Annotated in this window: 13 protein-coding genes and 1 pseudogene; 13 read left to right on the forward strand and 1 reads right to left on the reverse strand. The window is 66.4% G+C overall.

Annotated elements, in window-relative coordinates:
- Positions 1 to 3: 3 nt before the first annotated feature.
- From aroC to ACFJIX_RS21700, 5 genes are all read left to right on the forward strand, one after another.
- Positions 4 to 1113, forward strand: a complete 1110-nt coding sequence (gene aroC, locus ACFJIX_RS21680) for a chorismate synthase (protein WP_377154769.1) — start codon at positions 4 to 6, stop codon at positions 1111 to 1113.
- 93 nt (positions 1114 to 1206) lie between these two features.
- Entirely contained in the window at positions 1207 to 2400 is a 1194-nt protein-coding gene (locus tag ACFJIX_RS21685; RefSeq protein WP_377154771.1) for an MFS transporter, read from the forward strand.
- Positions 2401 to 2659: 259 nt separating this feature from the next.
- Entirely contained in the window at positions 2660 to 3823 is a 1164-nt protein-coding gene (locus ACFJIX_RS21690; RefSeq protein ID WP_377154773.1) for an efflux RND transporter periplasmic adaptor subunit, read from the forward strand.
- A gap of 38 nt (positions 3824 to 3861) precedes the next feature.
- The gene (locus ACFJIX_RS21695) at positions 3862 to 7110 is read left to right on the forward strand and encodes an efflux RND transporter permease subunit (RefSeq protein WP_377154775.1); all 3249 of its coding nucleotides are present in this window, start codon (positions 3862 to 3864) and stop codon (positions 7108 to 7110) included.
- Between the two features lie 116 nt (positions 7111 to 7226).
- Positions 7227 to 7904, forward strand: coding sequence for a hypothetical protein (locus ACFJIX_RS21700; protein WP_377154777.1), 678 nt, complete (start codon positions 7227 to 7229; stop codon positions 7902 to 7904).
- Positions 7905 to 7912: 8 nt separating this feature from the next.
- Here ACFJIX_RS21700 and ACFJIX_RS21705 read toward each other — a convergent pair.
- Positions 7913 to 8939 (reverse strand): annotated as a pseudogene (locus ACFJIX_RS21705) (LacI family DNA-binding transcriptional regulator).
- Positions 8940 to 9097: 158 nt separating this feature from the next.
- On the opposite strand from ACFJIX_RS21705, the gene ACFJIX_RS21710 reads away from it, so the two are divergent.
- The 8 genes from ACFJIX_RS21710 to ACFJIX_RS21745 all read left to right on the forward strand — a co-directional run bounded on the left by ACFJIX_RS21710 (position 9098) and on the right by ACFJIX_RS21745 (position 20642).
- Entirely contained in the window at positions 9098 to 9493 is a 396-nt protein-coding gene (locus tag ACFJIX_RS21710; RefSeq protein WP_377154779.1) for a hypothetical protein, read from the forward strand.
- Positions 9490 to 13365 (forward strand): FG-GAP-like repeat-containing protein, encoded by a 3876-nt coding sequence (locus tag ACFJIX_RS21715; RefSeq protein WP_377154781.1) that lies wholly within the window; start codon positions 9490 to 9492, stop codon positions 13363 to 13365. The genes ACFJIX_RS21710 and ACFJIX_RS21715 overlap by 4 nt, the downstream gene beginning before the upstream one ends.
- Positions 13322 to 14455 carry a hypothetical protein gene (locus tag ACFJIX_RS21720; protein ID WP_377161881.1) on the forward strand — a complete coding sequence of 378 codons (1134 nt, stop codon included), beginning with the start codon at positions 13322 to 13324 and terminating at the stop codon, positions 14453 to 14455. Before ACFJIX_RS21715 ends, ACFJIX_RS21720 begins: the two co-directional genes overlap by 44 nt.
- Entirely contained in the window at positions 14365 to 16206 is a 1842-nt protein-coding gene (locus tag ACFJIX_RS21725; RefSeq protein ID WP_377154783.1) for an RHS repeat-associated core domain-containing protein, read from the forward strand. Before ACFJIX_RS21720 ends, ACFJIX_RS21725 begins: the two co-directional genes overlap by 91 nt.
- A gap of 1012 nt (positions 16207 to 17218) precedes the next feature.
- The gene (locus ACFJIX_RS21730) at positions 17219 to 17713 is read left to right on the forward strand and encodes a gluconokinase (protein ID WP_377161883.1); all 495 of its coding nucleotides are present in this window, start codon (positions 17219 to 17221) and stop codon (positions 17711 to 17713) included.
- An 81-nt stretch (positions 17714 to 17794) separates the two neighbouring features.
- Complete coding sequence (locus tag ACFJIX_RS21735) at positions 17795 to 18244, forward strand: TRAP transporter small permease (RefSeq protein WP_377154785.1); 450 nt, start codon at positions 17795 to 17797, stop codon at positions 18242 to 18244.
- An 18-nt stretch (positions 18245 to 18262) separates the two neighbouring features.
- Positions 18263 to 19555 (forward strand): TRAP transporter large permease, encoded by a 1293-nt coding sequence (locus tag ACFJIX_RS21740; RefSeq protein ID WP_377154787.1) that lies wholly within the window; start codon positions 18263 to 18265, stop codon positions 19553 to 19555.
- A gap of 46 nt (positions 19556 to 19601) precedes the next feature.
- A complete protein-coding gene (locus tag ACFJIX_RS21745) occupies positions 19602 to 20642 on the forward strand; it encodes a TRAP transporter substrate-binding protein (protein WP_377154789.1) in 1041 nt (346 codons plus the stop codon).
- Positions 20643 to 20775 lie beyond the last annotated feature (133 nt).

The following is a 20775-nucleotide window of genomic DNA, read 5'->3' on the forward strand; positions in this document are numbered from 1 at the left end:
CAGATGTCCGGCAGCACTTTCGGCAGCTTGTTTCGCGTCACCAACTTCGGCGAGAGCCACGGTCCGGCCATCGGCTGCGTGATCGATGGCTGTCCGCCGGGACTGGCGCTGTCGGTGGCGGACATCCAGCCCGAGCTGGACCGTCGCCGTCCGGGCACCTCGCGCCACGTGACGCAGCGCCAGGAGCCCGACCAGGTCGAGATCCTGTCCGGCGTCTACGAGGGCCTGACCACCGGCACGCCGATCTGCCTGCTGATCCGCAACGTGGACCAGCGCAGCAAGGACTACGGCAACATCCTCGACACCTTCCGCCCGGGCCACGCCGACTACACCTACTGGCGCAAGTACGGCTTGCGCGATCCGCGCGGCGGCGGGCGGTCGTCGGCGCGGCTGACGGCGCCGATGGTGGCGGCCGGCGCGGTCGCCCGCAAATGGCTGCAGCAGGAGCTCGGCATCGGTTTCCGCGGCTGCATGACGGCGCTCGGCGAGATCGACCTGGCCTTCGAGGGCTGGGAACACGTCGGCCAGAACCCGTTCTTCGCCGCCAATGTCTCGCAGATCCAGGCGCTCGAGGACTACATGGACGCGCTGCGCAAGGACGGCGACTCGGTCGGCGCGCGGCTGATGGTCGAGGCGACCGGCATGCCGGCCGGTCTGGGCCAGCCGCTGTTCGACAAGCTCGACGCCGACATCGCCTACGCGATGATGGGCATCAACGCGGTCAAGGGCGTCGAGATCGGCGCCGGCTTCGAGAGCGTGCGCCAGCGCGGCAGCCAGCATGGCGACGAGCTGACGCCCGCGGGCTTCGCCAGCAACAACGCCGGCGGCGTGCTGGGCGGGATCTCGAGCGGCCAGGACCTGCGCGTGTCGATCGCGATCAAGCCGACCAGCTCGATCCGCAAGCCCAAGGCCTCGATCGACCGCGCCGGCGAGCCGACGACGGTCGAGACCTTCGGCCGCCACGATCCCTGCGTGGGCATCCGCGCGACACCGATCGCCGAGGCGATGCTGGCGCTGGTCGTCATCGACCATGTGCTGATGGACCGCGCGCAGTGCGCGGACGTCGAGCTCCCCACTCCCGCCATCGCCGGTCAACGTCCGACCGCTGAATGAGCGGCGGAAGAGCGGCGGAAGAGCGGCGGAAGAGCGGCGGAAGAGCGCTGGATGTCCGGTGACTCCCGGCGATGAATCAGCGGCGAATGACCGGTGACTGACAGCCGCCGCGTGCTGCGCGCGAGCGCGCTGCTCGGCTGCGCCTACTACGGCAGCATCGGGTTGTTCAATCCGTTCGCGCCGCTCTGGTACAAGTCCCTCGGCCTGCCGGTCGTCGCGATCGGGCTGCTGGTGTCCATGCAGAGCTGGACGCGGCTGTTCGCGCCTTATCTCTGGGGCCTGGTGGCCGATCGCAGCGGACGGCGCGTTGAACTGATCCGCGCTGCGGCGCTCGCCTGCTGGGTCAGTTCGCTCGGCTTGTTGCTGACCTCCTGGTCTTCGGACGTGCCGCCGGTCATCGGGCTGACGCTGGTCGTCTTCCTGATGTACTTCTTCAACGCCTGCGTGACGCCGCTCAACGAGGCCTTGATCGCGCATGAACTCGCCGCCAGCGGCGGCATGGATCCCAAGCGATACGGCCGCGTGCGCCTCTGGGGCTCGGTCGGTTTCCTGGTGACCGTCGTCGGTGGGGGCTGGTGGTTCGACTGGGCGGGGATGTCGGTGTTCCCGTGGACCATCGTCGTCGGACTCTCGGCCCTGGTCATCGCCGCCTGGCGCCTGCCCAAGCGCGCGGCCATCCAGCACGACGCGGCCGAGCCGGTCTCCATCGCCGATACGCTGCGCCGGCCCGAAGTCGGTTGGTTCTTCCTCGGCATGTTCTTCACCGTGCTCGCGCACACGGCGATCTACGCGTTCTACAGCCTCTACCTGGACCGGCTCGGATACGGCAAGGGGCAGGTGGGGGCGCTGTGGGCGGTGTCGGTCGCGGCGGAGATCTGCTGGTTCGCGTTCCAGGGCCGCTGGGTGCGGCATCACCATCTGCACCACTGGCTGGTGGCCGCCGCGCTACTGGCGGCGCTGCGCCTGGCCGGCACGGCGTGGCTGGGCGCGAGCCTCGCCGCCATGGTGCTGCTGCAGTGCTGCCATGCCGTCACCTTCGCGGCGCAGCACACCGCCTGCATCGGCCTGATCGGACGCTACTTCCCGGGTCGTCTGCAGGGCCGCGGGCAGGCGCTCTACGCGGTGCTCGGCTACGGCGTCTCGGGCGTGCTCGGCAGCCTGGGCGGTGCGTGGCTGGCTGAAAGTCATGGGTACGCCGCCTGCTTCTGGGCCGCCTCGCTCTTCGCGCTCGTCGGCGCGTGGAGCCATTGGCGCTGCGCCCGGCGCGATCCGCTGCACGCGGTCTGACGCTATCGCCACGGCGACGCTGAGAGAGGAAAACTCAGCGGTTTCCAAGAGCGCGTCATCGCGCATCGATGTCATTCCATCGGGCCGACCCGCCATCCGTCCTCGGCCGCGCCAATTTCAGTCCCGGAGAAAAGCAGGCCATGACGCGCAATCTGCAATTCGTCGCGTCCGGCCATCGCATCAATTTGGGGATTCCTACACTCCGCCGCATTCAAGGATCATCAATTGGGTGATCCCGTGTCGACGGATGGGGGAGATCATGCGCAAGCAATGGTGGTTGGGTGGTGTGGCGGTGGCGGTCCTGGCGGGCGGCGCCGGTGTGTACGCCACGAGCGGGGGCAGCGCTCCCGCCGCGAAGAAGGACGAGGCCAAACCCGCCCTGGAGTTCCAGGCCGGCGAGATCGTCAAGCCGTCGATGGCCCCGATGCCCGGTGTCATCGAGTTCTCCGGCCCGCTGGTCGCGCCGAACACGGTGATCGTCCGCGCCAAGGCCTCGGGCAGCCTGGACCGCCTCGCGGTCGCCGAAGGCAGCCGCGTGAGCGCCGGCCAGTCGCTGGGCCAGCTGGACCTGGAGGAGCTGCGCCACAAGGTCGCCGAGCGCAACGCCAGCGTCGAGGCGATGCAGGCCATGTACGAGCAGTCCGAGCGCCAGTACAAGGCCAACCAGGGCCTGGCGGCGCAGAACTTCATCGCGCCGACGGCGCTGGACAACTCCCGCGCCCAGCTCGAATCGGCGAAGGGCCAGATGCTGTCCGCCAAGGCGCAGCTCGGCACGAGCGAGGTGCTGCTGCGCCAGGCCGCGCTGGTCTCGCCGATCAACGGCATCGTCGCCAAGCGGCACACGCTGCCCGGCGAGAAGGTCGCCGCCGAGCAGCCGGTGCTGACCATCGTCGACCTGTCCAAGCTGGAACTTGCCGGCCTGGTCGGCATGCACGAGGTCAGCAAGCTGTCGCCCGGCATGACGGTGCAGCTGAGGATCGAAGGATTCGACGACCCGGTGACGGCCCGCATCGCGCGCATCTCGCCGGCGGCCGAGCCCGGCACGCGGTCGATCGGGGTGACGCTGTCGCTGGACAACCCCGGCGAGCGTTTCCGCGCCGGCCAGTACGCGGTCGCCCGCGTGGAACTGGCCGACGACAAGCCGCGCCTGACGGTGCCGGTGACGGCGATCGGCGCGGTGTCCGGCCAGGAGCATGTCTGGCTGATCGAGAAGGGCACGCTGGTGCGCCGCATCGTGACGACCGGCCGCCGCGATCCGCGTGAGGGCCGCGTCGAGATCCTCGCCGGCGTGACGCCGCAGTCGCAGGTGCTGGGCGCGCGCTTCGACAACCTCAAGGAAGGCGAGCGCGCCGAGATCCGCGTGCCGAAATCGGGTGTCGCCAGCGTAGCCAGCGCCGCCGCGAGCGGCAGCGCCGCTCAGTAAGCACAACAACAAGAACAACTTCTGCCGAGGAGCTTCCCATGTGGATGACCCGCGTCTCGATCCGCAACCCCGTCTTCGCCACCATGGTCATGGTCGCGCTGTGCGTGCTGGGGCTGGTCGCCTATTCCAAGCTGGGCGTCGAGCAGTCGCCCGACATCACCTTCCCCGGCGCGCAGATCGACATCCAGTACCCCGGCGCCTCGCCCGAGGCCGTCGAGCGCGAAGTGGCCAAGCCGCTCGAGGAGGCGCTCAACACCATCGCCGGCGTGGAGCGCGTGCAGTCGCGCAGCTTCGAGGGCCGCGTGCAGACCTCGGTCGAGTTCTCGCTGAACGCCGACATGAACCGCGGCATGCAGGAGATCCGCGACCGCGTCGCGATCGCGCAGGCGCAGTTCCCGCGTGACGTGAAGCCGCCGATGGTGCAGCGCTTCCAGGGCGAGAACGCGCAGCCGATCATCGTGGCCGCGCTGATGAGCTCGAACCGCACGCTGCGCGAGCTCTCGATGCTGGCCGACCTGACCGTCTCCAAGCGCCTGGGCCGCGTCGAGGGCGTGGCCAAGGTGGACGTCGGCGGCATGGCCGTGCGCGAGGTCCGCATCGACCTCGACCCGACGCGCCTGCGCGCCTACAACATCACCCCGGCGGAGATCTCCACCGCGCTGAACGCGGCCAACACCGACGCGCCGGTGGGCCTGATCTCCAACCGCTACGACGACGCGATGCTGCGCGTCGAGGGCAAGGTGAAGGATCCCAAGCAGTTCGTGAACGTCGTCGTCGCGCGCCGCGGCGACCTGGCGCTGACGCTCGGCGACCTGGGCACGCTCAGCGAGCGCGAGCGCGAGCTCGATTCCATCGCCCGCATCAACGGCCAGCCGGCCGTGACCTTCAACATCTTCAAGCAGCAGGACGCCAACATCGTCCAGACCGGCGAGGCGGTGAAGGTCGCCGTCGAGGAACTGCGCAAAACGCTCCCCAAGGACATGGAGCTGCGCCTGGTCTACGTCAACAGCGACTTCGTGAAGCACTCGCTCGACGGCCTGCGCCACACCCTGATCGAGGGCGCGCTGCTGACCATCGCCATCGTGTTCCTGTTCCTGCACAGCTGGCGCTCGACCATCATCACCGGGCTGACGCTGCCGATCTCGGTGATCTCCAGCTTCATCGCGATCTACGCCTTCGGCTTCACGCTGAACTTCATGACGATGATGGCGCTGAGCCTGTGCATCGGGCTGCTGATCGACGATGCGATCGTCGTGCGCGAGAACATCGTGCGCCACGTCGGCATGGGCAAGGACCACCACAGCGCGGCCGAGGACGGCACCAACGAGATCGGCCTGGCCGTGATGGCCACGACCTTCGCGATCTGCGCGGTGTTCGTGCCGGTCGCCTTCATGGGCGGCATCGTCGGCAAGTTCTTCTATCCGTTCGGCATCACCGTCGCCGTCGCGGTGCTGGTGTCGCTGTTCGTGAGCTTCACGCTGGATCCGATGCTGTCGTCGGTGTGGCCCGATCCGCCCAGCACCTACGTCAAGAAAGTGCCCGTCATCGGCCACCTGATCCGCGCCACCGATGCCGGCATGGACGTGCTGCACACGGTCTACGAGAAGACGCTGCGCTGGGTGTTCTCGCCGCGCCGCTTCCGGTTCCCGCTGCCGGCCTTCGGCAGGCCCTTCGGCCCCGACGGCGTCCGCCTGAAGTCGGCGCCGCGCCGACTGCGCATGGCGACGATCACGCCGCGCGGCATCGTCGCGTGGTCGGGTGTCGGCAGCTTCGTGCTGGCGATCCTGCTGGTGCCCGCGGTGGGCAGCGAGTTCCAGCCGCAGATCGACCAGGGCTTCACCCATCTGACGCTGCGCATGCCGGTGGCGACCAGCCTGGAGCGCGGCGAGGCCAAGGTCCGGCAGGTCGAGGAGATCCTCGCGACCTTCCCGGAGATCAAGACCGTCGCGACCGTCGTCGGCAGCAGCGGCGAAGGCCTGGCGACCGGCCGCAACCAGGCCAACCTGGACATCGCGCTGGTCGATCGCAAGCAACGCAAGCGCACGCAGACGCAGGTCGAGGACGCGATCCGCGCCGAGATTGCGCGCATCCCCGGCGTCGAGGTCAGCGTGGGCTTCAACCGGCCGGTGTGGGTCACGATCCTGGGCTCTGATCCGGAGGTGCTGACGCAGGTGGCCAAGGACTTCGCGGAGAAGGTCAAGAAGATCAAGGGCGCCGTCGACGTCGACACCACCGTCAAGCCCGGCCTGCCGGCCTTTGCGGTCAAGCTGCGCGACAACGCGGTGCGCGAGTTGGGGCTGAACGCGGTGCAGGTGGCCTCGTCGCTGCGCGCTTATGTCAACGGCGACATCGCCACCTACTGGACCACGCCCGACGGCAACCAGGTCGAGGTGCTGCTGCGCCTGCCCAAGGCGCAGCGCCAGAGCATCGAGCAGATGCGCAACCTGCCGGTGGCCTTCGCCAAGGACGGTTCGCCGATCTCGCTGGAGCAGGTCGCGACGATCGAGCCGGTGTTCAACCCCGAGGTGATCCGCCGCCAGAACCTGCAGCGCCGCGAGGCGGTCTACGCCGGCGTGCAGGGACGCCCGGGCGGCGACGTCAACGCCGACGTGCAGAAGCTGATCAAGGAGACGCAACTGCCCCCGGGCATCAGCTTCATGGTCGACGGCGACGGCAAGCAGCAGGCCGAAGCCTTCAACGGCCTGCTGATCGCGATGGGCCTGGCGCTGATCTTCATCTACATCGTGCTGGCCAGCCAGTTCGGCAGCTTCGTGCAGCCGATCGCGATCATGGCCTCGTTGCCGCTGGCCTTGATCGGCGTCATGGTGGCGTTGCTGCTCTGGAAGACGACGCTCAACATCTTCTCGATGATCGGCCTGGTGATGCTGATGGGCCTGGTGACGAAGAACGCGATCCTGCTGGTCGACTTCGCCAACCACCTGCGCAAGGACCAGAGCCTGTCGGTGCCCGAGGCGCTGCTGCAGGCGGGCCTGATCCGGATGCGGCCGATCATCATGACGACGGCGGCGATGGTGTTCGGCATGCTGCCGATGGCGATCGCGCTCAACGAGGGCGGCGAGATCCAGGCCCCGATGGGCCGCGCGATCATCGGTGGCGTGATCACGTCGACCCTCCTGACGCTGGTGGTGGTGCCGGTGATCTATTCGTACCTGGTGCGGGGCCGCAAGGTGTTCTCGGCGGTGGATGCCGATGCGACGCCCGACACGTCCGGCCCGGATCAGGCGGTCGTGATGCCTGTCACGCCGGCGCCTGGAATCGCGGATTGAGACTGCACCAATGAGTTGGTCGACATCGCCGGATGACTCATTGAGGCTGTGGTGTCTCTCAAGGCGGGCGGGCAGATTAGCGGCATCGTGTTCAACGCGCTCTGCCGCCGCCTCCCGTGTCCACGTCGCCGCCCAACCCGCCGATCGCGCTGCTGCGCCGCTCCTCGTCGACACGTGAGTTCCGCGCGGCGTTCGCGCCGTGCGTTTCCGCGCCGCGCGCCGCCACCCCGGCGGCCAACGACGCTGATTTCAAGGCCGGAGAACAGGATCACGCCGTCCTGCGCCTGCGCGACCTCCACATCGTGCCCACGCCGCTGTTCTTCGCGATGCTCGCCTGCGCCATGCCGCTGCTGATGCTGGGGTTGACGGCGCACTCGCTCGAGTCGGCGACGGTCGGCGCGCTGCTGCTGGGTACCGCGCTGGGATGCCTGTGGCACGGCGTGCAGACGCTCAGGGGCCTCGAACTGCGCTGCGGCTCGCCGCTGCCTTGTTTTGCGGGGGACGAGGTGATGCTCGATCTCGACGTGATCAATCCCTCCGGCCGCTCGCGGTGGGACATCGTCGTATCGCTCGTCAGGACCGCGACGCCGTCGGCGAGCTGCTGGATCGATGTGTCATCGCGCGCGCGCCGGCAGGTGCTGATGCCGCTGGTGGCAGACGGTCAGGGCCGGCAGGCGTTGCCGCTGATCCGGTTCGAGACCCGGCATCCGTTCGGCCTCGTCCGCGTCAGCGCGTTCTGGGCACCTCGCAGGCATCTGCTGGTGAGCGAGCGGCCGGCGCTGTCACCCGTCTGACAAGGCGCTCAGCAGCTCTCTCGCAGGACCAGTTGGAAGCCCAGGTCCATGCAGACCTCGGGCACCGCCTCGTTGCGCATCAGTGCCACGAGCATCCGTGCCGCCTCCAGGCCGATCTCCCGTCTCTGGCGTCCTCACGGTGCTCAGCGGCGGCAGCATCTGGTCGCCGCCGGTCAGGTCGTTGAACCCGACGACGGCCACGCGCTCCGGCACTTTCACGCCCTGGCGCAACGCCTGCAGGAGCGCGCCTTGAGCCAGGTCGTCGTTGTTGAAGAAGATCGCGTCGACGTCGGGGGCTTCGCGCAGCACGCGTTCGAACATCGTCGCGCCCAGCGCCAGCGATGAGGGCGCGGCATCCATGAACTCCAGCGCCGGATCGTGCGCCGCGCCGAGTGCCGCGCGATACCCTTCGGCGCGTTGCAAGGTGCGCGGATCCAGCTGCGCCGCAGCGAAGGCGATCCGGCGGTAGCCGCGCCGGACCAGTTCAGCCGTCATCGCATGGCCGGCGGCCTGCTGGGAGAAACCGACCGAATGCAGGCCCGTTTCCCCGCGGTTCTCCATCACATGGACGAAGGGCACGCCGCTGCCCTGGAGCAAGGCACGGGAGGCGTCGGTGCGGTCGAAGCCGGTGACCAGCAGCCCGGCGGGCCGGTTCATGAGGTAGGTGCGCAGCAGCGCTTCCTCTTCCTCCGGGTGGTAGTGCGTGACGCCGATGAGGCTCTGGTAGCCGGCGGCCAGCAGCGTGCGCTGGGCCGCGTCGAGCAGGTCCACGAACAGCGCGTTCGACAGCAACGGGATCAGCACAACAACCTGGTTGCTGCGCGACGAGGCCAGCGCGCGCGCGGCCGGATCCGGCACATAGCCGAGTTGCGCGACGGCGGCGGTGACGCGCTCGACCAGCTCGGCGGCCACGCTGCGCTCGCCGCGCAGCGCGCGCGACGCGGTGATCGGGCTGACGCCGGCGGCAAGCGCGACGTCTTGCAGCGTGGTGCGACCGGTGGCGCGCCGGCGCTTGGAGGAGGGCAGGGAACTCATTGGTCGGGAGGATAGCGCTGTCCTCCCGCGGTGGATGCCGGGGCAGACCCCGTGGTGCGTTGCGTTCCCGTATGGCCGCAGGATCCGGGTTTTTCCTAGGCTGCGCATGCAGGAACTCAGAAAAATCCGAAGCGATACTCCCGCGAAACCAATTCGACATGAACCGCGAGCCCGCCCGGGCCAGCAACGCGGTCGGGAGGATCACTTTGAACGCCATTCTTCGGCCCGCCGCAGGCGGGATGGGGCGCGCGCCGCGCGGCCGCACGATTGCCCGTTTGACGCGTCCCGCCCCTTGGGTGCTGGCAATGCTCACGGCGCTGACGGCGTTGTTGCCGAGTGCGGTATCCGCGCTCGAGGTCGGCGACAACGGCATGCCCACCTACTCGCAGCCGATCGCGATGCCTCCGGGCGTCGCGGGGCTGGCGCCGCAGCTGGGATTGATGTTCAGCAGCGGCGGTAACGGCGCACCCGGGCAGGCTGGGCGATCCAGGGCCTGTCGGCGATCAGTCGCTGCCCGGGCACCAAGGCGCTCGACGGCAAGCTGGTGCCGGTGACCTTCGGCGTCGACGACCGGCTCTGCCTGGATGGCCAGCGTCTGATCCGCGTCGATCCGGCCACGGGGCTGGCGTTGTCCACGCAGGGCGGGGATGCCACGGGGCTGCCGTCGGGCTTCCGCGAGTACCGCACCGAAAAGGACAGCTTCGCCCGCATCCGCGCCTATGGTCAGGCGACGTCGGGCGACGCCACCAGCGGGCCGGGCTACTTCAGGGTGTGGACCAAGGCAGGACAGATCTTCGACTACGGCGCGACTCCTGGTGGGGCCGGTTCGTCGGCCCTGGTGCTGGCGCAAGGGCGGTCGACGGCGATGGTCTGGGCGGTCAGCCGGCTGTCCGACGTGTCGGGCAACTTCATCGACTACAAGTACGAGCAGGGCTCGCCCGTCTGGGGCTCCTCCAACCCGTCCAACCTGCCGGGCAACGGCCGGACGTGGAAAATCCGCGAGATCCAGTACGGCCTCAACAAGGTGGTCTTCGAGTACGAGACGCGTCCGGCGACCAAGTTCCCGCTCGATGCGTCGGAGAGCTACCACCGCGGCGTGAAGAACGTGGATGTCGACCTGCTGAAGACGATCACGACCTACGTGAATGCGCCATCTCCGACGATCGGCGAAGTCAGCGGCGCGACACCCGTGCGCACGCTGAAGTTGACTCAAGAGGCCGGACCGACGACCGGGCGTTCGCGGCTGATGAAGATCGTCGAATGCGCGGGCGGGCCGAGCAGCACGCGGTGCCTGCCAGGGACTGACTTCACCTACACGGACGGGTATGACATCGCGCGGGTCGAGATCGCGCCTTTCAATCTGAAGCGCGAGCGGCTGGCGTCGGTCAACGGGCAGTATGGCGTGCTGGTCGGGGACTTCAACGTGGACGGGAAATCCGACCTGCTGCGCTGGTCGCAGACGACGTCGGAGAACAAGCTCTGGCTCAGCCAGGGCGACGGGAGCTTCCAGGCCGGGACCTTGGCCATCGGCGGCACTGCGCGCCCGCTGCAGACGCCGGATGGCTGCACGGTGTCCCTGGTGGCCGACGTCAATGGCGACGGCATTGCGGACATCGTCCGGATCGACCACACGACCAATGCGGCAGGCGCGGCGTGCGCCCGGGCTTCTGGTGCCGAATTCCTGATCAACGACGGCAACGGTAACTTCACGCCGCGCGCGTTGACCTTGCCGAGCGGTGTGGCGATTCCGTTCGCCCGACTGAAGTCGAAGATCACGACGCAGACCTTCTGCGGCCAGGTGGCCTCGCTGAGTCCCAAGGCGGGCGAGGGCACCTGGTACGACGGCGGATTGCTCGCGTTGGTCGGGGGTGGGGGCATCTGCGAGGACAGCCCGCGCACCGGGCAAGGCTGGACGCCGGGAGCGACGTACTACTTTATCGACCTCGACGGCGACGGTCGGCTGGACATCGTCACCACGTCGCTGGCCGAGGCTCAGCCGGAAGACCCGTTCGGCGGCGTCACGCCGCCGGAGCAGCGAATCCAATGCAACGGCTGCACGCGCGTTTTCCTTCAACGTGCCGATGGCAGCTTCATCGAAAAGACCGACTCGTCGATCGCCAACCGCTCGATGTACTCGGATCCGGGCCCGACCGGTTCTTCGGACAACGTCCGCGACGTCGATGCGGACGGTCTGGCGGATCTCGCCTTCGTCGGCGCACCGCTGCTCCACGAGAACTGGGGTTCGCTGGGCAATGGCAACTTCGCGAAGACCTCGGACGATCAGGGTTGCACGCGCCCTATGGACTTCAACGGCGACGGCCGCGCGGACTGTCTGTTCCCCGGCAGGACGAGCGGCACCAACATGCTGGCCGCGGGCATGGGCGATGGGACGTATCGCTATGTCTCCGGCTTCTCGGTTCCTGAAGGCTTGAGCACCAACTACTCGGAAGTCGTCAGCCAGAACTTCAACGTCCTCGTGCTCGACCTGAATGGCGACGGCAGGGACGATCTGGTGCGCTGGCACGACAACCCGGCGAACAACCGCGTCTACATGTCCAACGGCGATGGCAAGTTCACCTCGGTCTCACTGGGGCAGACCACGAACGGGCTGCAACTGCAGCACAGCGATGGCAGCTATGAACTGGTTCCAGGCGACTTCCGGGGCACCGGCGTGATCGAGTTGCTGCGCATCTCGAAGAATGCGCCGGACCTGACCGCGAACGACACGGATAACAAGCTGCTCGGCGTGACCGATCCGCGACCCGCTGACCTGCTGCTGACGGTGCGGGGCGGGAACGCCTTGACGACGACGGTGACCTACGTCCCGATGACCGGTAGCGACGGTCGTTACGTCAGTGACCGCGGGAACGCGGCCAAGCGCGCCGTGTGGCCGGTCATCGATGTGGCGCTGCCCGGTTGGGTGGCGGCGACGTTGACGTCGCAGACCACAGTCGCTGGGAAGTCTTCCGTCGTCGAGCATGGGTATGCCGGCATGAAGGCCGAAGTCGCCGGCCGTGGCGGTCTCGGCTTTAGAGAGGTGAGGCGATCCACTCAGGGGCCCGACGGCGGCTGGATCACGACGGTCACCGAGTCCGTACTCGCGAATCCCTACCTGGGAGCGCCGGCAGTGTCGGAGACCCGCACGGGCGCGTGGAACGCGACCGGCTCGGTGCTGAGCCGAAGCGTCAACACCTACTGCCACATGGACACGACCCAGGCCCAACGTGACGCCGCAGTGTCCAGCGGCGTGCATTGCGCGCTGGATCCGACGACGAAGATCAGCCGGCCGTTCCAGCTGCGCAGCACGCAAGTGTCGAATGACTTGAACGGCGCGGCGATGCCGACGATCGACATCCGCAACAGCTACAACGACCGCTTCGACCTGGTGCGCATCGACACGACCACGACGGGCTCGATGACGAGAGGGCTGGCGCAGACCTTCACCAAGACGGTGGTCAACGACTACGACTACCAGGCCGCGAACACCGCATGCAGCTCGGACACGAGCTGCAAGTGGATGCTGAGCCGGCTGTCGCGATCGACGATCACGAACACGGTGCCGAACAGCCTCCCGAACCTGCCGACAGACGCGGGGCCCGCGCCGAACGCCGGTGCGACTTCAGGGGGCGAGACCGGGGAACCTGCCGGTGCCGCCTGCGGTGATGAGCGTCATCCTCAACCTGCTGCTGGAGGACTGAGCCATGACGCATTCGATCAAGACAGCGGTGGCGCGTCGACTGGCGCGTTGGACGATGGCGGTGTTGGGCACAGCGGCGATGGCGCCCACCGTACTGGCGCAGACGCCCGCGGATCCCTACAGCTACAGCCGGACCAGCGCGATCACGTATCGCGCCGATGGTCTGGTCGACACGGAGACGGTCGAGCCCGACAACCCGCAGCTATGCACGAAGACGACGCACGGCTACGACGAGAAGGGCAACCGCACCAGCACGCAGATCGCGAACTGCGCGAATGCGAGCGGCACGGCGGTGTTCACGACGCGCTCGTCGAGCGCGAGCTTCGGTGGCTCGACGGAGATCAACGGCACGGCCGTGGCCGCCGCGGACAAGCTCTTCGCGACGACCTTGATCAATGCGGCGACGCACACGGAGTCGCGCGTCTACGACCCGCGATTCGGCGCGGTCACGCGGACCGTCGGCCCGAACCAGTTGACGACCAACTGGACAGTGGACGACTTCGGACGCAAGACGAAGGAAGTACGCGCGGACGGCACGAGCACGGTGACGTACTACTGCCTGATCGGCACGGGCGTCGACACGAGCAGCAATTCGCCGGAATGCGCGGGGCTGTCGCTGACGGACAAGCCGGACGGCGCCTGGACGCTGGTGCACAGCGAGCCGCGCAACAACGCGAACCAGAAGATGGGCCCGTACTCGCGCGTCTACGGCGACGCGCTGGGTCGTGAGATCCGCTCCGCCGCCGAGAGCTTCGACGGCGCGGGGCAGGGCGCCAATGCGCGCCTGGTGGTCAAGGACACGGTCTACGACGAGTTCGGTGCGAAGGTACTGGAGAGCCAGCCGTACTTCCTCGCGCTGCGAGCGTCGAGGCAGGATCTGGCCGACGTGCGCGGCGCGTCGCGCACGACCTACGACCGGCTGGGCCGTCCGACGGAGGTCCTCGTCCGCAACGACAAGGGTACGACGACCGGCAACTTCGGTGCATTCGGCTCCGGCGCTGCGGCGCAGGTCCGCTTCGAATACAACGGCCTGACGGTCACGACGGTCACCGTCGCGGAAGGCGGGCGCGAGCTGCGCAAGGTCGAAGAGCGCAACGTCAACGGTCAGGCGGTGCGTATCACCGATCCGGCGAGTGCGACGCTCGCGCATCAGCATGACGCCTTCGGCAACCTGATCGAGACGAAGGACGCGCTGCAGAACCGCATCGCGATCGGCTACGACATCGCGGGCCGCAAGGTCTCGATGAACGATCCGGACGCGGGTGCGAGCAGCTATGCGTTCGACGCACTCGGACAGATGGTGTTGCAGCGCAATGCGAATCAGCTGAAGAACGGCACGTCGACGACGATGGCGTACGACGTGCTGGGGCGCATGACCTCGCGGACGATGCCCGAGTACACGAGCACCTGGTACTACGACGTCGATGCGTCGAGCGTGGCCTGCGGCAAGGGCCGGCTCTGCGAGATGCGGACCAGTCACGGCCTGGTCAAGCGCTACAGCTACGACGGCATGGGGCGTCCGATCGGAAGCCGGTCCGATGTGATGGGCGGGCCGTCGATGGCGACGGCGCTGAGTTACGACGCGGCGACCAGCCGCGTGGCGACGCAGACCTATCCGACGGGTCTGCAGGTCGGCTACGGCTACACGGCCGGTGGCTTCCTGAACAAGCTCTCGCTGATCACCGGCGTGCAGGCGGGCGGCACCTCGCTGGCGGCAGGCACGGTGTTGTGGAAGCGAAGGCGAAGACTGCCTGGGGCGGTCTGGAGTCGGAGCAACTGCAGAACGGCTTCGTGGAGAGTCACAAGGTCGATGGTGTGACAGGTCAACTGTTCACACTTCGCGCCGGCACGGGCGGCAACGCGCAGGCAGTCGACCGTACCCACACCTGGGACGTCCAGGGCAACCTGACCCAACGCATCGATGGCGTCGGTGACGCCGTCGCGGGTCCCATCACCGAGACCTTCGTCTACGGCGACGCGCTGAACCGGCTGACCTCGTACACGGTCGCCGCCAACGCGGTGCCCAACGGAAGCCGCACGGTGACGATGACCTACAACGCGCTCGGGATGATGCTGTCCAAGAGCGACGCGGCGGGCTTCGTCTACGGCGCGCAAGGACCGACGTCGGTGCGTCCGCACGCGGTGCAGCAGGTGCTCGGCTCGACCGGCGGCAGCTACGTCTACGACGACGCGGGCAACCTGCTGAGCGCGGGCGGCGCGAAGTACTCTGCCATCCGCTACACCAGCTTCAACCTGCCCGACGGCCAGGATGGTCTGCAGGGCAACGGCACGCGCTATCAGTGGCAGTACGACGAGTCGACGGCTCGTATCCGCGAGACGCGGACGGTCGGCGGCGCGACGCGCACGACCTGGTACCTACACCCGGACAACCAGGGCGGCCTTGGCTTCGAGCGCGAGAGCGGCGGGACGGGCGGCGATTTGAATCGCCACTACATCTCGACCGGTTCGTCGACGCTGGTGCTGATCACGTCAGGCGCGTTGCCGACGTTGGCGTCGGGACAGACCCAGCCGAGCGGATTGGGCAGTGTGTTGGCGGGCAAACTGGAGTACTGGCACAAGGACCACCTGGGCAGCATCGTCGCGACGACGGACCAGACTGGTGCGGTGACGGCGCGCTACGCATACGACCCGTTCGGCAAGCGACGGTACGTCAACGGACGCTACGACGACTTCGGGAACATCGTCGTCGACTGGAATGGCACTGCGGCGGGCGCGACTGATCGCGGTTTTACTGGCCATGAGCACCTGGATGACGTCGGCATCGTGCACATGAACGGTCGGCTGTTTGATCCGAATCTGGGCGTGTTCTTGCAGCCGGATCCGTTCATTCAATCATCGGGAAATCTTCAGGACTATCAGCGCTACGGGTATTGCTCAAGTAATCCGATGACGTGTACAGATCCGACCGGATACTTTAAATTTAGTGACATTTTTACCGGTGGAAAGACGTTAGGGCCGGGGAGCTTTTTCTCGAATTTCTTTCTCACCTCGATGAGTGATCCCTTGCAGTATTGGACGTATCGAACCGTTGCTCGCAATAAGGTTGGCTATCAAATCGGCTCGATCGCAATCGGCGTATTGTCAGCATATTGCAATGGATTGGCTCCGGTCTGCGCCGCCGTTGGCGCAGCAGAGTGGTCTGGTTTTGCAGGAAATTCGATTGACCAGAATATTCGGGCGGGAGCTTTTGCAGGGATATCTGCATATGCCAATACGCTAATCGGCGACACATTTAAAAACTATTACGCCAACGTGGCGGCTCACGCTGCATGGGGTTGCGCAGAGAGCAAGGCGTCGGGTGGAAATTGCGGCAGTGGAGCGTGGTCCGGAGCGTTGTCGACCATCTGGGCACATGAAGGAGCGGAATTCTCCGGCGGATCAAAAGTCGGGGATATGGTGGCCAATACGATGACAAATGCGCTTGTGGGTGGGTCGATCAGCGCCCTGACCGGAGGGAATTTCTGGGTTGGTGCTAGGAGCGCCGCATTCTCGTATCTCTTCAATTATCTGAAACACTCCGCTGGGGCCGAAAATACATCAAGGAACTGAGTGAGCGGTCGGATATTGCTGCCAAGATGTTTGCGGACTTGGCAAGCGACACAACTACTACGTACTATTTTGATGTGGGGCCGTTGCCCGAAAGCGTCGGCGGGGGTCAGGACGAATATTCAGCAGCAGGAGCCATCAATTTGGCGAAGGATGTTGGGGGATAAAGAAGTTCTATCAACTGTCGTGATTGTGTCCGTGGATCCAACGTCGAAAGTCGCATTTGCAGATGTGGCTGGAAAATTCTTCTATCCCGACACTCTTCGGTTAATGGCGCATGAACTTGGGCATGCATATACTTGGTTTAGTACGAGGGGAAATTTTGTTGCCTATCGAACAAATTATGACGATGCCGTTCGTATCGAAAATCAGATTTCCCGTCAGTTGAACCCGAAGGCTCCGCAGCGCGCGTTTAGTGATCACGGTCGAGGACCTTAGGAGATGAGAGTGAAGCGATGGTCCAGGCGGGTTTGTGTTGCGCTTGTTGTAATCGATTTACTCTGGATTCTGGCAATTCTTTTGCCAGCTCTAGTGAGTACTCCAGATGGATCACTTACTGTCGATCGGCAAGTAACGTTTAGCGGGATTACTTTGGCTAATGCATGGAATGTGGCGCATCTTCCGGTGTATTTGTTCTTGGAGCCGATATTCTTTTCATCCACACTCAGTGATCCACATTCGCCATCGATGATCGTCGTCGTTGGCTACTTGTTATGTGGACTTCCTTGGGCGGCCTCCGTGGGATGGGCCGTCGGTGCGCTGTGCGATCGATTCAATTAAGACTTCAGCTTTCGGAAAGCGCTTAGCAAGCAGTCATTCTTGGCGTAATCCCTGATCTGGTGCCCCCATGCACCATCTAAGATAGCGCTATCCCGTCTGCTTCCCTGTGCGACGAGGACCCGACGGCGAACCGGTTGATCCGATCGCCGTCTCTTTTCAGACTTCGGGATAGCGCTATCCAATGACTTCACCGACCGTCACCGCCGCCTCGACCGCCGCCCGCGCCATCGTCGTGATGGGCGTTGCCGGTTGCGGCAAGACCAGCGTCGGGCAGGCGCTCGCTCAATCGCTTGGCTGGACGTTCATCGAAGGCGACGCGCACCACGCACCAGCGTCGATCGCCAAGATGCAAGCCGGTCAGCCGCTCACCGATGAAGACCGCTGGGGCTGGCTGGAACGGCTCGGTCAGATGCTCGCCGAGCAGTCGCCGGTCGTCCTCAGCTGCTCCGCGCTCAAGCGGGCGTATCGCGAGCGTCTGCGTCGTGCATGCCCGGCGCTGCGTTTCGTGTTCATCGACATCGATCGAGCATTGGCGCTCCAGCGCGTCGCCGATCGCGCTGACCGACACTTCTTCTCGACCACGCTGGTCGACAGCCAGTTCGCCACCTTGGAATCGCCCATCGGCGAACCCGGTGTCATCACCGTGCCCGCTGCCCTGACGCTGGCGGAACAGGTCGATCAGGCGCTCGCGCTGCTGATCCCGAACAACAATCAGGAGACCGGACCATGACGACGCCCGCATCGGACGCTCCCGCCACCTCGGTGGCCCCCCGCGCGCCGCTCCCGCCTGCAGACCCTCAGCGAAGCCGCGATGGCGCTGTGTCTGGCCGTGATGGCGCTTGCCGTGTTCGTCAACGTCGTGCTGCGCTACGGCTTCGGCAGCGGCATCAACGCGAGCGAGGAACTCTCGCGCCTGCTCTTCGTCTGGATGGTCTTCATCGGCGCGACCGCCGCCTATCCGCTCGGCGAGCACATGGCCTTCACCAGCCTGTTGCTGCCGCTGCGCAAGAAGCCCGCCGCGTTGCGCTTCATCACCGCCGTGATCCGCATCGCCGTCATCGCCGCGGCCGCCCTGGTGGGATGGGGCGCGTGGCAGCAGGTCGTCGTCGGCCTGGACAGCCGCTCGGTCGTGCTGGGCTATTCCAACGCGCTGTTGCCGTTGCCGGCGCTGCTGTCCTGCGGCGCGATCGCGCTCATGGCCGTGTGGGAGTTGATCCGGAACAAACCGATCGATCTCGACCATGAGTCGGACGTCGAATAAGGGCAGGGTGCATCGATCATGAGCAACGAAGCACTCGCCTTCATCGTCTTCTCCGTCGGCATGCTGCTGCTGATGGGCCTCGGCATCCCGATGGCCTTCGCGCTGGTGCTGACCGGCGCCGGCATGGCCTGGGCGCTCGACTTCTGGGACACCCAGCTGCTGGCGCAGAACCTCGTCGCCGGCATCGACAGCTTCCCGCTGCTGGCCGTCCCGTTCTTCATCCTCGCCGGCGAACTGATGAACGCCGGCGGCATCAGCCGGCGCATCATCGAGATGGCGCAGGCCTGGGTCGGCCACATCCGCGGCGGGCTCGGCTTCGTCGCCATCGGCGCCGCCGTCCTGATGGCCAGCATGAGCGGCTCCGCACTCGCCGACACCGCCGCGCTCGCCACCATCCTGCTGCCGATGATGCAACGCCACGGTTATCCGATGGGGACCTCCGCCGGCCTGATCGCCTCGGGCGGCATCATCGCGCCCATCATCCCGCCGTCCATGCCCTTCGTGATCTACGGCGTGACGACCAACACCTCGATCTCCGCGCTCTTCATCTCCGGCATCGTGCCGGGCCTGGTGATGGGCCTGGGCCTGCTGATCGCATGGAAGCTGCAGCTGCGCAAGATCGATCTGCCGCCGGGCACGCCGATGCCGATGGCCGACCGGCTCAAGGCCACCGCCAAGGCGTTCTTTGCGCTGCTGATGCCGCTGATCATCATCGGCGGCATGAAGACGGGCATCTTCACGCCCACCGAGGCCGCCGTGGTGGCCGCCTTCTACGCCCTGGTCGTCAGCTTCGCGGTGCACCGCGAGATGAGCCTGCGCGACCTGCACGGCGTGCTGGTGCGCGCGGCCAAGACGACGGCGATCGTGATGTTCCTGTGCGCCGGCGCGCAGGTCGCGAGCTACATGATCACGCTGGCGGACCTGCCGGGCGTGCTGACCGGCTGGCTCGGCGGCCTGATCGATTCGCCACGGCTGCTGATGGCGCTGATGATGCTGATCCTCGTCGTCATCGGCACCGCGCTGGACCTGACGCCGACCATCCTGATCTTCGCCCCGGTGATGCTGCCCATCGCCGTCAAGGCCGGCATCGACCCGGTCTACTTCGGCCTGATGTTCGTGCTCAACGGCGCCATCGGCCTGATCACGCCGCCGGTGGGCACGGTGCTCAACGTCGTGGCCGGCGTCGGCCGGCTGTCGATGCACCAGGTCATCAAGGGCGTGAACCCGTTCCTGATCACATATGCGCTGATCCTCGCGATGTTCACCGCGTTCCCCGAACTCGTGACCGCGCCCATCAAGTGGATGCGCTGAGCCCGTCGAGCTTCCCGTCGAGACCCGTTCCCCCAAGGAGACAAGCATGAGCCTGAAGAGCCTGAACACCCGCCGCAAGATCCTGGCCGCCGCGTCGGCGCTGAGCGCCGCGATGTGGACCGCCGCGCTGCCCGCGCAGGCCGCCGACATCAAGCCGCGCCTGATCCGCTTCGGCTACGGTCTGGCGGAGAACAGCAACCAGGGCCGCGCGGTGAAGGTCTTCGCCGACGAGGTGAACAAGCTCTCCGGCGGCAAGATGAAGATCCGCGCGATCGGCGGCGCCGCGCTCGGACCGGACACGCAGATGCAGCAGGCGCTGATCGGCGGCGCGCAGGAGATGATGGTCGGATCGACCGCGACGCTGGTCGGCATCGCCAAGGAGATGGCGCTGTGGGACACGCCTTTCCTCGTCAACAACGTCCGCGAGGCCGACGCGCTGCTGGACGGTCCGGTCGGCGACAAGGTCAAGGCCAAGCTCACCGACAAGGGCCTGGTGGGCCTCGTCTACTGGGAGAACGGCTTCCGCAACCTGACCAACAGCAAGCATGCGGTCAACAAGCTGGAAGACCTGAACGGCATCAAGCTGCGCGTGATGCAGAACGCCGTGTTCCTGGACAGCTTCAAGCAGCTGGGCGCGAATGCGGTGCCGCTGCCGTATTCGGAGCTGTTCACGGCGCTGGAGACCAATGCGGTCGACGGCCAGGAGAACCCGTACAACACCATCCTGTCGGCCAAGTTCTACGAGGTGCAGAAGTACCTGACGGTGACGAACCACGTCTACAGCCCGTGGATCGTGACGGTGTCGAAGAAGTTCTGGGACGGCCTGTCCAAGGACGAGCAGGCGGTGCTGCAGCAGGCCGCTGTGAAGAGCCGCGACTTCGAGCGCAAGGACACGCGCGACGAGGCCGCCAAGGCGCTGGCCGAGCTCAAGACCAAGGGCATGGCCGTCAACGAACTGAGCCCCGCCGAGACCGCGCGCATGCGCGACAAGCTGACCCGCGTGAACGCGGGCGTCGCGACGCAGGTGGGCATGGACCTGTGGAACGAAACGCAGGCCCAACTGGCGAAGTTGCGCGGCGGCAAGTGAGCGCGTGACGCGCATGACGCGCATGACGCGCGGGTGACAGCGCGGCTCGGTGTTTTCCCCGGCTGCGTCTGCGCACGAATGCGCATCGCCGCCGTGGCTTTCGTCTCCACGCGAAAGAGACGTTTCGTTACCG

The organism is Roseateles sp. UC29_93 (assembly GCF_042695725.1).
In the GTDB taxonomy this organism is placed as follows: domain Bacteria; phylum Pseudomonadota; class Gammaproteobacteria; order Burkholderiales; family Burkholderiaceae_C; genus Roseateles; species Roseateles noduli_A.